This window comes from Streptomyces sp. NPDC088157 (assembly GCF_044741545.1).
GTDB lineage: Bacteria > Actinomycetota > Actinomycetes > Streptomycetales > Streptomycetaceae > Streptomyces.
Map to the genome: position 1 here is coordinate 130,618 of NZ_JBIUSU010000001.1, position 12,958 is coordinate 143,575.

Genomic DNA, 12,958 nt, shown 5'->3' on the forward strand with positions numbered 1-12,958 from the left:
CAACCCCCGGACCCCCGGCCGCGCCTGGGGTAGCCGGAGAGTCATGAACTGGGTGAGGTAAGTGGACGTGGCGGACCTTGGGCTTCCGGAAGAAGAAGGACGCGAAGCTCTTCCCCAGAAGGATGGTGGTGGGCGACGGGTGGGCGTTCCGTCGACGGCGCTCTTCACGGACCAGTACGAACTGACGATGCTCCAGGCGGCCCTCAAAGCGGGCACGGCCGAGCGGCGCAGCGTGTTCGAGGTCTTCACCCGGCGACTGCCGGAAGGCCGGCGCTACGGCGTCGTCGCGGGCACCGGGCGCGTCCTGGACGCCGTCGAGAACTTCCGCTTCGACGCCGACGTCCTCGGCTTCCTGCGCGAACGCGCCATCGTCGACGAGGAGACCCTGGACCGGCTCGCCGCATACCGCTTCTCCGGTGACATCTGGGGCTACCCGGAGGGCGAGGTCTACTTCCCGGGCTCCCCGATCATGCGGGTCGAGGGCTCCTTCGCCGAGTGCGTGCTCCTCGAGACCGTGATCCTCTCCATCCTCAACCACGACTCCGCGATCGCGGCCGCCGCCTCCCGGATGTCCTCCGCCGCGGGCGAGCGCCCCCTGATCGAGATGGGCGCCCGCCGCACCCACGAACTGGCCGCCGTCGCCGCCTCCCGCGCCGCGTACCTCGGCGGCTTCGCCACCACCTCCGACCTGGCCGCCGGTTTCCGCTACGGCATCCCCACCGTGGGCACCAGCGCGCACGCCTTCACCCTCCTCCACGACAGCGAGCGGGACGCCTTCCGGGCCCAGGTCGACTCGCTCGGCCGGGGCACCACACTGCTCGTGGACACCTATGACGTCGCCGAGGCCGTCCGCCTGGCCGTCGAGGTCGCCGGGCCCGAACTCGGCGCGGTCCGCATCGACTCCGGCGACCTGCTCCTCGTCGCCCACCGGGTACGCCAGCAGCTCGACGAGCTCGGCGCGACGGACACCCGGATCATCGTCACCTCCGACCTCGACGAGTACGCCATCGCCTCGCTGGCGGCGGCCCCCGTGGACGCGTACGGCGTCGGAACCCAGCTGGTGACCGGTTCCGGGCACCCGACCGCCTCGATGGTCTACAAGCTCGTCGCCCGCGCCGAGTCGTCCGATCCGCAGGCGCCGCTGGTATCGGTGGCGAAGAAGTCGTCCGGCGGCAAGACCTCAATCGGCGGACGCAAGTGGGCGGCCCGCAGGCCCGACGCGCACGGGGTGGCCGAGGCCGAGGTCGTCGGCACCGGTGCCGTCCCCGCCCGACTGGCCGACCACCAGCTGCTCGTCCAGCTGGTCAAGGGCGGCGAGGTCGTCGCCCACGAGCCCCTGGACGTCGTCCGCGACCGCCACATCGCGGCCCGCGCCGGACTGCCCCTCTCCGCGATACAGCTCTCGCGCGGGGAACCCGTCATTCCCACGGAGTATGTACAGGGTCCGTCGGGTAGCTAGCGCGTAACCCGGCATACACCGGGCCACGCCCCCTCCCGCGGGGCCGACAAAGTCTCTAGGCTCAATTACTTCACCCTCAGTCGAAGGACACCGACCATGCGCCGCGCCTTGATCGTCGTAGACGTGCAGAACGACTTCTGCGAGGGAGGCAGCCTCGCCGTGGCCGGTGGCGCCGACGTGGCCGCCGCCATCACCGAACTGATCGGACAGGCCCCCGCCGGATACCGGCACGTGGTGGCCACCCGCGACCACCACATCGCGCCCGGCGGCCACTTCGCCGACAACCCCGACTACGTGCACTCCTGGCCCGCGCACTGCGTGGCGGGCACGGAGGGCGTCGGTTTCCACCCCAACTTCGCGCCCGCCGTCGCCTCCGGCGCCGTGGACGCCGTCTTCGACAAGGGCGCCTACTCCGCCGCGTACAGCGGCTTCGAGGGCGCCGACGAGAACGGCGCCCGACTGGGCGACTGGCTGCGGGACCGCCAGATCGACGAGGTGGACGTCGTCGGCATCGCGACCGACCACTGCGTACGGGCCACCGCCCTGGACGCGGCCCGTGCCGGCTTCCGCACCCAGGTCCTGCTGGACCTCACCGCCGGCGTGGCCAAGGAGAGCACCGACCGGGCCCTGGAGGAACTGCGCACGGCCGGCGTCGAACTGACCGGCAAGCCGGTCGTCGTCTAGGACCTGTCCGACGTGCCGCGGCCCCGGCCACCGGCCCGGGCCGCGGCCCCGGCCACCGGCCCGGTCGACGGTCGTGCCGACGGGCGTGCGCCCTGGCCACCGGCCCGGTCGTCAGGCGTGGCGACGGTCGTGCCGACGGGCGTGCCGCGGCCCCGGCCACCGGCCCGGTCGACGGTCGTGCCGACGGACGTTCCGCGGCCCCCGCCACCGGCTCGGCCCACGGACGTGACGACAGGCGTGCCGCAGCCCCCGCCACCGGCCATGTCACCGCCCGTCAGCAGCCCTGCCAGGGCGCCAGTCAGCGCCCCCGCCGCCGGGCGTGCCCTCCGTGATCGTCCCGACCCGACTGGTGCGCCGCGCGTCGGCCCGACGGCACGGCCACCGGCGACCGGCGGTCCGCGACAGAGGGCAGGCGACCGGATCACGCGGCCGTGAGGCGACCTGGAATCCGTGTGCGAGCCGGGCCGACATCCCGATGGCTTCCCGGTGACATCTCACCCCCCGGCCCCATTCCGTCCGCGATGTGGGATCACATTCCAGGAGCCGGACCGGGAATCGATACGATGAGCCCATGGTTCTGAACGACGTGAGCGAGAAGACGCCGGGCGCACTGCTCGTGGCGCGGCTGCACGTCGACCTGTGCAGGCTCGCCAGCGCCATCTGTTGACCCTGTACCCGCGGCCGTACGGCCGTGAGCCGATGGGGGTACCTCCCGCGCGAGCGCAGCCGAGCGTGGGGAGCCTCACCCGCACGAACCCGCGCAGCCCACACCTTCCGACAGGAGCCCTGAGCCATGGCCATCGAGGTCCGCATCCCCACCATCCTCCGCCAGTACACCGACGGTCAGAAGGCGGTGGAGGGCAATGGTGACACCGTCGCCGACCTGTTCACCGACCTCGAGACCCGGCATGCGGGCATCCACGCCCGCATCGTGGACGACGGAAAGCTGCGCCGCTTCGTCAACGTGTACCTGAACGACGAGGACGTCCGCTTCGTCGACGGCATCGACACCAAGCTGACCGACGGTGACACCGTGACGATCCTGCCGGCCGTGGCCGGCGGCATGGCCTGATCGGCCGCCGGACCCCATGCGTTACGACTCCCCGCTGGCCGCGGTGGGCAACACCCCTCTGGTGCGCCTGCCGAGGCTCTCGCCGTCCGCCGACGTCCGTATCTGGGCGAAGCTCGAGGACCGCAACCCCACCGGCTCCGTCAAGGACCGACCCGCCCTGCACATGGTCGAGCAGGCGGAGAAGGACGGCCGTCTCACCCCCGGCTGCACCATCCTGGAGCCGACGAGCGGCAACACCGGCATCTCCCTCGCCATGGCGGCCAGGCTCAAGGGCTACCGCATGGTCTGCGTGATGCCCGAGAACACCTCGCAGGAGCGCAGGGAACTGCTCGCCATGTGGGGCGCCGAGATCGTCCCCTCCCCGGCCGCCGGCGGCTCCAACACTGCCGTACGCGTCGCCAAGGAGCTCGCCGCCGAGCACCCCGACTGGGTGATGCTCTACCAGTACGGCAACCCCGACAACGCCGGCGCCCACTACGCCACCACCGGCCCCGAGATCCTCGCCGACCTCCCGTCCGTCACCCACTTCGTCGCCGGCCTCGGCACGACGGGGACGCTGATGGGCGTCGGCCGCTTCCTCCGCGAACACAAGCCGGACGTGAAGATCGTCGCCGCCGAGCCGCGCTACGACGACCTGGTCTACGGCCTGCGCAACCTCGACGAGGGCTTCGTACCCGAGCTCTACGACGCCTCCGTCCTCACCACCCGCTTCTCGGTCGGCTCGGCGGACGCCGTGACCCGCACCCGGGAACTCCTCCAGCAGGAGGGCATCTTCGCGGGCGTCTCCACCGGAGCCGCCCTGCACGCGGCGATCGGTGTGGGAAAGAAGGCGCTCAAGGCGGGGGAGAGCGCCGACATCGTGTTCGTCGTGGCGGACGGCGGCTGGAAGTACCTGTCGACCGGTGTCTACACCGCGGCCACCACGGAGGAAGCGATCGAGACCCTGCAGGGCCAGCTCTGGGCGTGAGGCCTCCGGAGTCCAGGCGGCGACGCCTCAGGACCGTCAGGTAGACAGGTGACGGACCTGGTCCCACAGGACCGGGTCCACCACCCCCACCCGGCGCCGGAAATCCTCCACCGGAACCTGGCGCAGCTCGTCCGTCTCCAGGAAGCTCGGCCGCCCCCGCGCGTCCCCGACGGCGCCCGGCGGCAGCGGGATCACCCCGGCCCGCTCGTCGCGGTACTTGCTGGTGATCTTCGCGACGGTCACGCGGTCACCACGCACCGTCAGCACCAGGCACGGCCGGTCCTTCACCTCCGGGCCGTCCTCGAACGGCACGTTCGCCCACCAGATCTCCGCGGGCTTGGGATGACCGGCGAGGCCCTGGCCCCGGGTCGACCGGCCCTGCGGCCGGCCCGTCGCACGGCCCGGCGGCCGGCTCCGGCGCCTCCGCGGCCGGCGTCCCCGCCCCCAGCCGTCCACGAGCGTCGCGACCAGCGCGAGCAGTATCACCGCCGCGAGCGCGAGCCACCAGGACGTGTCCATACGACGACGGTACCGGCGCGCGAGCGCCACCGCGCGCCTCCTCGCGCACCTCGCCGCCCTCTCGCGCGCTTCACGTGCCCCGGGTCCAGCCGAACCGGTGACACCACAGGTGAGTTCCCCCACAACGGCCCCTGGCGGAGGAGCGACCCGGGGTTTTGCGCCTTACGCTCGACGCACCGCACGACCCCCGTCGCCCCATTTAACGATCATTCGTTCCACGATCCGTCCCCCGGACCCACCGGGTACTTCTCGGTTCCCGCCAGCGGAGGTTTCTGCTTTATGAAGCTCACCGTCGTCGGCTGCTCGGGGTCGTTCCCATCCGCGGAATCGGCCTGCTCGAGCTACCTCGTCGAGGCCGACGGCTTCCGGCTGCTTCTCGACATGGGCAACGGCGCCCTGGGCGAGTTGCAGCGCCACTGCGGTCTCTACGACCTCGACGCGATCTTCCTGAGCCATCTGCACGCCGACCACTGCATCGACATGTGCGCCTATTTCGTCGCGCGCTACTACCGGCACGACGGCGGCCGCTGCGACCCCATCCCGGTCTACGGCCCGGAAGGCACGGAGCACCGCCTGACCACGGCCTACGCCGACACCCCCTCGGCCTCCTCCATGAGCGAGGTCTTCGACTTCCACACGGTCAAGCCGTCCACCTTCGACATAGGCCCCTTCACCGTGCACACGGAACGCGTGGCGCACCCGGTGGAGGCGTACGCCATCCGCGTCGAACACGGCGGCCGCTCGCTGACCTACTCCGGCGACACCGGCATCAGCCCCGCGCTGGAGGAACTCGCCCGCGACACCGATCTGTTCCTGTGCGAAGCCGCCTTCACGCACGGCAAGGAGAACATCCCCGACCTGCACCTCAACGGCCGCGAGGCCGGCGAGACGGCGAGCAGGGCGGGCGCGAGGAAGCTCCTGCTGACCCACATCCCGCCGTGGACGGACCCCCAGGTCAACCTGGCGGACGCCCGCGCGGTGTACGACGGCCCGGCGGAACTGGCCGCGCCACGGAAGACGTACGAGATCTGACCCCGAGGAATCGCGCACGCCGCGCAGAAGGCCCCCGGAGCGGTTCAGGGCTCCGGGGGCCTTCTCCTGCGCGTACCGGCGGACGGCACCTGCCGGCGGCTACGCCTTGGTGAGGTCCTCGATCTCCTCCTCGGGCTCACGGCCCGGGGTGGGGAGGTTCCACTTGGTGATGGCGAAGCGGAAGACGACGTAGTAGACGGCGCCGAACACCAGGCCGATCGGGATGATCAACCAGGGCTTGGTGGCCAGGCTCCAGTTCAGCCCGTAGTCGATGGCACCCGCGGAGAAGGTGAAGCCCGCGTGGACACCGAGGGCCCAGGTGATCGCCATGGACAGGGCCGTCAGCACCGCGTGGATCGCGTACAGCAGCGGGGCGATGAACATGAACGAGAACTCGATGGGCTCGGTGACACCGGTGACGAAGGAGGTCAGCGCGAGCGAGATCATCATGCCCAGCACGGCCTTGCGGCGCTCGGGGCGGGCACTGTGCGCGATGGCCAGGGCGGCGGCCGGCAGACCGAACATCATGATCGGGAAGAAGCCGGACATGAACTGACCGGCGGTCGGGTCACCGGCGAAGAAGCGGGTGAGGTCGCCGTGCACGACGGCACCGGCGGAGTCCTTGAAGTCGCCGATCTGGAACCAGGCGACGGAGTTCACGAACTGGTGCATGCCGACCGGGATCAGAGCGCGGTTGATCAGACCGAACAGACCCGCGCCGAACGCGCCCAGACCCGTCATCCACTCACCGAAGTCCGAGATGACCTCACCGATCGGCTCCCAGACCAGACCGAAGAAGACACCGAGGAGCGTGCCGACGAACGCCATGATGATCGGCACCAGACGACGGCCGTTGAAGAAGCCGAGCCAGTCCACCAGCTTCGTGCGGTGGAACCGCTGCCAGACCACCGCGCTGAGCAGACCCATCACGATGCCGCCGAGGACACCGGGGTTGTTGTAGGTCGCGGCTATGTCCGCACCCGCCTGGACCTTGGCCTCGGCCACCGGGAACGCCTTGAGGACGTTGCTGTAGACCAGGAAGCCGACCAGCGCGGCCAGCGCCGTGGAGCCGTCCGACTTCTTGGCGAAGCCGATCGCGACACCTATACAGAAGAGCATCGGCAGGTTGTCGAAGATCGCGCCACCGGCCGTGGCGAAGACCGCCGTGACCTTGTCGGGCAGATGCAGCTTCTCCTGGACGTCCGACTGACCGAGCCGGAGCAGCAGGCCCGCCGCCGGCAGCACGGCGATCGGGAGCTGAAGGCTGCGGCCGACCTTCTGCAGGCCCTGCAGAAGGCCGGATCCCCATCTCTTCTCAGGGGCCGCCGTGGGCGCGGTGGCGGTGCTCATAGACTTCCTCCATCGGGTGGTGGTCTACACCACTCAGTGGTGTAGACCATGTTGTAGCACGATGAAGGTGGCATAAGGAACCCACGATTCCCGTAATCGTGGTATTACGCTCGGCTACGACCGACGGCGCCCCACCGCCGGCCGCCCTCCGCGCCCGACTACGCCTTGGTGACGTCCTCCCGCTCCTCCTCCGGCTCCCGCCCAGGAGTCTTCAGGTCGAACCTCGTGATCGCGAAACGGAAGATCACGTAATAGACGACGGCGAAACACAGGCCGATCGGGATCATCGCCCACGGCCGCGTCGCCAGATTCCAGTTGATGACGTAGTCGATGAGCCCCGCCGAGAAACTGAACCCGTCGTGCACCCCCAGCCCCCACGTCACCGCCATCGACGCCCCCGTCAGCACCGCGTGCACCGCGTACAGCAACGGCGCGACGAACAGGAACGAGTACTCGATCGGCTCGGTGATCCCCGTGACGAACGACGTCAGCGCCACCGACAACATCAGACCGCCGACCTCCTTGCGGCGCGACGGCCTCGCACAGTGCGTGATCGCGAGCGCCGCCGCGGGCAGCGCGAACATCATGATCGGGAAGAAGCCCGACGTGAACTGCCCCGCGTCCGGATCGCCCGCCAGGAACATGTTGATGTCACCGTGCACCACCATGCCGTCCGGCTTCGTGAAACTCCCGAACTGGAACCAGATGGGCACGTTCAGGAACTGATGCAGACCGATCACCAGCAACGCCCGGTTCGCGACACCGAAGATGCCCGCACCCCACGCGTCCAACCCGTCCAGCCAGTCGCTGAAGCTCTCCAACGCGTCACCGATCGGCGGCCACACCCACAGACACAAAGCGGCGAACGCGATCGCCACGAACGCCATGATGATCGGCACCAGCCGCCGCCCGTTGAAGAACCCGAGCCAGTCCACCAGCTTCGTACGGTGATACCGCTGCCAGAAGAACGCCGTCAGCAACCCCATGACGATCCCGCCGAACACCCCCGGATTCTGGTACGCGAACGCCCCCACCGTGCTGTCCGTCGCCTGACACCCGATGCCCGGGATCACCTTCGAACCCGGCTCGCAGTCCTCGGGGAACTGCCGCAACACGTTGTAGTAGACGAGGAAGCCCGCCACCGCCGCCAACGCCGTCGAACCGTCCGACTTCTTCGCCATACCGATCGCGACACCGACGCAGAACAGCATCGGCAGCCCGAGAGTGCCGTCGAGCAGCGCCCCGCCCGCCCCCGCCATCACCCGCGACACGTTCGTCCAACCCAGCCCCTCGTCCCCGAACACATCAGGCTGACCAAGCCGGTTGAGAATGCCCGCGGCCGGCAACACCGCGATCGGGAGCTGAAGACTGCGCCCCATCTTCTGCAGACCCTGGAACGCGATGTGCCAGCGTCGGCGGGCGGGGCTGACCTCGGTCCGGGCGCTCTCGGCACTCATCGTTTGGCGACCGCCTGTCAGGTGGTGTAGACCAGCTACGGACGATTGGGTTGCTGCGACGTCATCCTTGACGTCATCCTTCGGCACACCCGGCACAATCGCTCGCGAAGCTGGGCCAACTGTGGGTTACTGCGACAAAGCGGTTCACATCGCAGGTCGCATCAGGGAATTCAGGGAGACGGAACATGGCCACCAAGGCTGAGAAGATCGTCGCCGGACTCGGCGGCCTCGACAACATCGAAGAGATCGAAGGCTGCATCACCCGGCTGCGCACCGAGGTCAACGACGCCTCACTCGTCGACGAAGCCGCCCTGAAGGCCGCCGGCGCCCACGGCGTCGTCAAGATGGGCACCGCCATCCAGGTCGTCATCGGCACCGACGCCGACCCCATCGCCGCGGAAATCGAAGACATGATGTAACCTCCGCGCGCTCACTCTTCAGGGGCTCCTCCCACCCGTGGGAGGAGCCCCTTCCGCCGCTACGGCTAGGCTCAACGCCATGTCTCGAATCGACGGCCGCACCCCCGAACAACTCCGCCCGGTCACCATCGAACGCGGCTGGAGCAAGCACGCCGAAGGCTCCGTCCTCGTCTCCTTCGGCGACACCAAGGTCTTCTGCACCGCCTCCGTCACCGAAGGCGTCCCCCGCTGGCGCAAGGGCAGCGGCGAAGGCTGGGTCACCGCGGAATACTCCATGCTCCCCCGGGCCACCAACACCCGCGGCGACCGCGAATCCGTCCGCGGCAAGATCGGCGGCCGCACCCACGAGATCTCCCGCCTCATCGGCCGCTCCCTGCGCGCCGTGATCGACTACAAGGCGCTCGGCGAGAACACCATCGTCCTCGACTGCGACGTCCTCCAGGCCGACGGCGGCACGCGTACGGCCGCCATCACCGGCGCCTACGTCGCGCTCGCGGACGCCATCACCTGGGCCCAGGGCCGCAAACTCATCAAGGCCGGCCGCCAGCCCCTCACCGGCACGGTCAGCGCGGTGTCCGTCGGCATCGTCGGCAAGGTGCCGCTCCTGGACCTCTGCTACGAGGAAGACGTCCGCGCCGAGACCGACATGAACGTCGTCTGCACCGGCGACGGCCGCTTCGTCGAGGTCCAAGGCACCGCCGAAGCCGAGCCGTTCGACCGCGATGAGCTCAACTCCCTGCTGGACCTCGCCGTTTCCGGCTGCACGGAACTGGCTGTCCTGCAGCGCACGGCACTTGATACGGTCCTGGAAAAGTAAAGGGAACACCAAGAGATGCGGCGGGCGCGAGCAACCGGCCCGCCCGCCGAGGCGTCTTGGCCAGTACACCAACGGGGGCCTCCAGGGCCTGGCAAGGGGAGGAACCACTTATGTCCACGGCCGCGAGCCGACGCCAGCACCGGCGTCGCCGTACCGTCATAGCCGCCGCCACCGCGGCCGTCGCCCTCACCGTCGGACTGACGGCGACCGGCTGCGACGCGGTCAACAAGGCCCTGGACTGCGTCCAGACCGCCGACTCCATCGCCGACAGCGTCACCGACCTCCAGCAGGCCGTGGAGAACGCCGCGAACGACCCCACCCAGACCCAGGAATCGCTGACCTCCATCGAGAACAACCTCGACAAGATAGGCGACAAGACCGACAACGCCGACGTCAACAAGGCGGTCGACGACCTCCAGGCAGCCGTCACCAACGTCCGCACAGCCGTCGAGAACGGCGACAACACCCCCGACCTCAGCCCCGTCACGGACGCGGCAGGCGAACTCACGAAGGTCTGCACGCCGTAGGAACGGCCGACCGGACCGATGACGGCGGAACCGGGAACGCCGGAACCGGGAACGCCGGAACCGGCGACGACGGGACTGGGGATACTGGGCGCATGACCCGCCTGATCCTCGCCACCCGCAACGCCGGAAAAATCACCGAACTGAGGTCGATCCTCGCCGACGCAGGCCTGCCCCACGACCTCGTCGGCGCGGACGCCTACCCCGGCATCCCCGACGTCAGGGAAACCGGCGTCACCTTCGCCGAGAACGCGCTCCTGAAGGCCCACGCCCTCGCCCAGGCGACGGGGTTCCCGGCCGTCGCCGACGACTCGGGCCTCTGCGTCGACGTGCTGAACGGCGCCCCCGGCATCTTCTCCGCCCGCTGGGCCGGCAAACACGGCGACGACCGGGCCAACCTGGACCTGCTCCTGGCCCAACTCTCGGACATCGCCGACGAACACCGGGGCGCCCACTTCGCCTGCGCGGCGGCCCTGGCCCTCCCGGACGGCACGGAACGCGTCGTCGAGGGCCGCCTGACCGGCACCCTCCGCCACACCCCGACCGGCGCGAACGGCTTCGGCTACGACCCGATCCTCCAGCCGGACGGCGAGACGCGCACCTGCGCGGAACTGACGGCGGAGGAGAAGAACGCGATCAGCCACCGCGGCAAGGCGTTCCGGGGGCTGGTGCCGGTGGTACGGGAGTTGCTGGGCTGAGGAGTACCCACCAGCAAGGTCCGGATTTGCGGAAGTCGCACGCCGGACCTTGCAAGTGAGGATAAGTGCGGCCTGAGGGATTCGAACCCTCACGGGATTGCTCCCATCGCGCCCTAAACGCGAGGCGTCTGCCGTTCCGCCAAGGCCGCTGGCCGCCCGCCGTCGAGCGACGGGTGCCTGCAAGTGTACGGGGATCCGCAGCTATCCGGCGAGCGGTGTTCTCTCATCCTGTCGGCACCACGTCTCTGTCAGCGCATGGCAGTTGGGGCACAGGTATCGCAGGTTCTCGCCGCGGCAACCTTCGGCGCGAGCCTTTCCCGGCTGTATGCGCCGATCGTCCGGCTGTGCCCCGCACGCCGTGCCCCTCCGGCACCGACCACTCGTTCGTGGTCTCGTACGGAGTAATGAACCGTTTATCGGACAGTAACGCACCGAACGTGAAGCGGCCCGTGCCGGGGTGTTCCGACGCGGGCCGCTTGCCGGCCGGAAGGGGACTCAGATGCCCAGGTCCTTGATGATCTTGGCTACGTGGCCCGTGGCGCGGACGTTGTAGAGGGCCCGTTCGACCTTGCCCTCCTCGTCGACCACGATCGTGGAGCGGATGACGCCCATGTACGTCTTGCCGTAGTTCTTCTTCTCGCCGTACGCGGCATAGGCCTCGGTGACGGTCTTCTCGGGGTCGGCCAGGAGGGTGACCTTCAGGGACTCCTTGTCCCGGAACCTGCCCAGCTTCTCGGGGCTGTCGGGGGAGATGCCGATGACGTCGTAACCGGCGCCGGTCAGGAGTTCCAGGTTGTCCGTGAAGTCACAGGCCTGCTTCGTGCAGCCGGGGGTAAGCGCGGCCGGGTAGAAGTAGACGATGACCTTGCGGCCCTTGTGGTCCGACAGGGACACCTGGTTGCCGTCGGCGTCGGGGAGGGTGAAGGCGGGGGCCACGTCCCCGGTCTGGAGTCGCTCGCTCATCGGGCCAGCGTAACCGGGGGTCCTGGCGGTGCGGCGGCGGGCAGAGCTGACAGACTGTCCGGAACAAGACACAGCTGACTTCGGAGGCCTTACCGTGGCGGAGACGTCGGACACCAGAACCCCGGCGCAGATCGAGGCGGACATCAGGGCCCGCCGCGAGGTGCTGGCGGAGACGCTGGACGAGATCGGGGTGCGGGTGCACCCGAAGACCATCGTCGGGGACGCCAAGGCCAGGGTCGTGGCCAACGTCGATCACACGCTCGGGAAGGCCTACGTCCAGGTCAACCGCGCTGTGAGCGGAGTGCGGGCGCAGTTCGTGGACGAGGAGGGCGCGCCCCGGCTGGAGCGGGTCGTGCCGGTGGCGCTCGTGGTCGTCGGTGTCGTGGGGCTGCTCGCGTTCAGCGGACGGCGTCGCGGGCGCTGATCGTCCGTACGCCTCTTGCTCCGTAGCCCGGACCCCCGCTCGCGTACGGATGCGCTTTCGGCAGGTAGGTTCAGTGGTGTGAGCGCCAAGAGAGACGACCTGAGTACCCCGCACGACAAGCTGCCCATCCGGATGCTGCACGACCGTGTGCTCGTGCGGCAGGAGACCGGCGAGGGTGAGCGGCGTTCGGGTGGCGGCATTCTGATTCCCGCCACCGCGGCCGTCGGTCGCCGGCTGGCCTGGGCGGCGGTGGTCGCGGTGGGGCAGAACGTGCGGACCGTGGAGCCGGGGGATCGGGTGCTGTACGACCCGGAGGACCGTGCCGAGGTCGAGGTGCGGGGTGTCGCGTACGTGCTGATGCGGGAGCGCGATCTGCACGCCGTGGCGGCGGACCGATTCGAGGGTTCGGAGGACTCGACCGGGCTGTACCTCTGATCGGCTTGCGCCTCTGATTTGTCGGCGAGAAGGGCTGGTGACCATCGTCACCGGCCCTTTTGTCGTTTCCTTGCTACGTTTAGAAGGAGCCCGACGAGACGCGCCGTACCGGGAACGCAGGCAAAGACGACGCATCGG

At 69.4% G+C, this 12,958-nt stretch carries 16 protein-coding genes, 1 tRNA gene and 1 riboswitch; of the genes, 12 read left to right on the forward strand and 5 right to left on the reverse strand.

Annotation, left to right across the window (positions count from 1 at the left end; genetic code table 11):
• Positions 1-61: 61 nt before the first annotated feature.
• The 5 genes from ACIPFH_RS00515 to ACIPFH_RS00535 all read left to right on the forward strand — a co-directional run bounded on the left by ACIPFH_RS00515 (position 62) and on the right by ACIPFH_RS00535 (position 4,182).
• Positions 62-1,459 carry a nicotinate phosphoribosyltransferase gene (locus ACIPFH_RS00515; protein ID WP_401821653.1) on the forward strand — a complete coding sequence of 466 codons (1,398 nt, stop codon included), beginning with the start codon at positions 62-64 and terminating at the stop codon, positions 1,457-1,459.
• A gap of 96 nt (positions 1,460-1,555) precedes the next feature.
• Positions 1,556-2,143 carry an isochorismatase family protein gene (locus ACIPFH_RS00520; RefSeq protein WP_356246667.1) on the forward strand — a complete coding sequence of 196 codons (588 nt, stop codon included), beginning with the start codon at positions 1,556-1,558 and terminating at the stop codon, positions 2,141-2,143.
• A gap of 571 nt (positions 2,144-2,714) precedes the next feature.
• Positions 2,715-2,810 carry a putative leader peptide gene (locus ACIPFH_RS00525; protein WP_020132206.1) on the forward strand — a complete coding sequence of 32 codons (96 nt, stop codon included), beginning with the start codon at positions 2,715-2,717 and terminating at the stop codon, positions 2,808-2,810.
• Between the two features lie 126 nt (positions 2,811-2,936).
• Positions 2,937-3,215 carry a MoaD/ThiS family protein gene (locus ACIPFH_RS00530; RefSeq protein WP_401821657.1) on the forward strand — a complete coding sequence of 93 codons (279 nt, stop codon included), beginning with the start codon at positions 2,937-2,939 and terminating at the stop codon, positions 3,213-3,215.
• A gap of 16 nt (positions 3,216-3,231) precedes the next feature.
• Positions 3,232-4,182: a PLP-dependent cysteine synthase family protein gene (locus tag ACIPFH_RS00535; RefSeq protein ID WP_401821659.1), complete on the forward strand. Its 951-nt coding sequence runs from the start codon at positions 3,232-3,234 to the stop codon at positions 4,180-4,182.
• A gap of 36 nt (positions 4,183-4,218) precedes the next feature.
• Here ACIPFH_RS00535 and ACIPFH_RS00540 read toward each other — a convergent pair whose 3' ends face one another.
• Positions 4,219-4,701 (reverse strand): type II toxin-antitoxin system PemK/MazF family toxin, encoded by a 483-nt coding sequence (locus ACIPFH_RS00540; protein ID WP_401821662.1) that lies wholly within the window; start codon positions 4,699-4,701, stop codon positions 4,219-4,221.
• A 279-nt stretch (positions 4,702-4,980) separates the two neighbouring features.
• Here ACIPFH_RS00540 and ACIPFH_RS00545 point away from each other — a divergent pair, with 279 nt between their 5' ends.
• Positions 4,981-5,733, forward strand: a complete 753-nt coding sequence (locus ACIPFH_RS00545) for an MBL fold metallo-hydrolase (protein ID WP_401821664.1) — start codon at positions 4,981-4,983, stop codon at positions 5,731-5,733.
• A gap of 99 nt (positions 5,734-5,832) precedes the next feature.
• On the opposite strand, the gene ACIPFH_RS00550 is transcribed toward ACIPFH_RS00545, so the two are convergent.
• Together ACIPFH_RS00550 and ACIPFH_RS00555 are read right to left on the reverse strand one after the other, a co-directional pair.
• A complete protein-coding gene (locus tag ACIPFH_RS00550) occupies positions 5,833-7,083 on the reverse strand; it encodes a PTS transporter subunit EIIC (RefSeq protein ID WP_356246678.1) in 1,251 nt (416 codons plus the stop codon).
• Between the two features lie 158 nt (positions 7,084-7,241).
• A complete protein-coding gene (locus ACIPFH_RS00555; RefSeq protein WP_401823667.1) occupies positions 7,242-8,540 on the reverse strand; it encodes a PTS transporter subunit EIIC in 1,299 nt (432 codons plus the stop codon).
• A gap of 185 nt (positions 8,541-8,725) precedes the next feature.
• On the opposite strand from ACIPFH_RS00555, the gene ACIPFH_RS00560 reads away from it, so the two are divergent.
• From ACIPFH_RS00560 to rdgB, 4 genes are all read left to right on the forward strand, one after another.
• Complete coding sequence (locus ACIPFH_RS00560; protein ID WP_020132213.1) at positions 8,726-8,959, forward strand: glucose PTS transporter subunit EIIB; 234 nt, start codon at positions 8,726-8,728, stop codon at positions 8,957-8,959.
• A gap of 79 nt (positions 8,960-9,038) precedes the next feature.
• Positions 9,039-9,776: a ribonuclease PH gene (gene rph, locus ACIPFH_RS00565; RefSeq protein WP_356246680.1), complete on the forward strand. Its 738-nt coding sequence runs from the start codon at positions 9,039-9,041 to the stop codon at positions 9,774-9,776.
• A 110-nt stretch (positions 9,777-9,886) separates the two neighbouring features.
• Positions 9,887-10,303 carry a hypothetical protein gene (locus ACIPFH_RS00570; RefSeq protein WP_401821667.1) on the forward strand — a complete coding sequence of 139 codons (417 nt, stop codon included), beginning with the start codon at positions 9,887-9,889 and terminating at the stop codon, positions 10,301-10,303.
• Between the two features lie 92 nt (positions 10,304-10,395).
• Positions 10,396-10,998, forward strand: coding sequence for an RdgB/HAM1 family non-canonical purine NTP pyrophosphatase (gene rdgB, locus ACIPFH_RS00575; RefSeq protein ID WP_401821670.1), 603 nt, complete (start codon positions 10,396-10,398; stop codon positions 10,996-10,998).
• Positions 10,999-11,064: 66 nt separating this feature from the next.
• On the opposite strand, the gene ACIPFH_RS00580 is transcribed toward rdgB, so the two are convergent.
• Together ACIPFH_RS00580 and bcp are read right to left on the reverse strand one after the other, a co-directional pair.
• Positions 11,065-11,147: transfer RNA gene (locus ACIPFH_RS00580), tRNA-Leu, on the reverse strand.
• A gap of 346 nt (positions 11,148-11,493) precedes the next feature.
• Positions 11,494-11,961 (reverse strand): thioredoxin-dependent thiol peroxidase, encoded by a 468-nt coding sequence (gene bcp / locus ACIPFH_RS00585; protein ID WP_356246686.1) that lies wholly within the window; start codon positions 11,959-11,961, stop codon positions 11,494-11,496.
• A 94-nt stretch (positions 11,962-12,055) separates the two neighbouring features.
• Here bcp and ACIPFH_RS00590 point away from each other — a divergent pair, with 94 nt between their 5' ends.
• Both ACIPFH_RS00590 and ACIPFH_RS00595 read left to right on the forward strand, forming a co-directional pair.
• Positions 12,056-12,385: a DUF3618 domain-containing protein gene (locus ACIPFH_RS00590; RefSeq protein WP_356246688.1), complete on the forward strand. Its 330-nt coding sequence runs from the start codon at positions 12,056-12,058 to the stop codon at positions 12,383-12,385.
• 132 nt (positions 12,386-12,517) lie between these two features.
• The gene (locus ACIPFH_RS00595; protein ID WP_234482940.1) at positions 12,518-12,820 is read left to right on the forward strand and encodes a co-chaperone GroES; all 303 of its coding nucleotides are present in this window, start codon (positions 12,518-12,520) and stop codon (positions 12,818-12,820) included.
• 62 nt (positions 12,821-12,882) lie between these two features.
• Positions 12,883-12,956: riboswitch (guanidine-III (ykkC-III) riboswitch) on the forward strand.
• Positions 12,957-12,958: the final 2 nt, after the last annotated feature.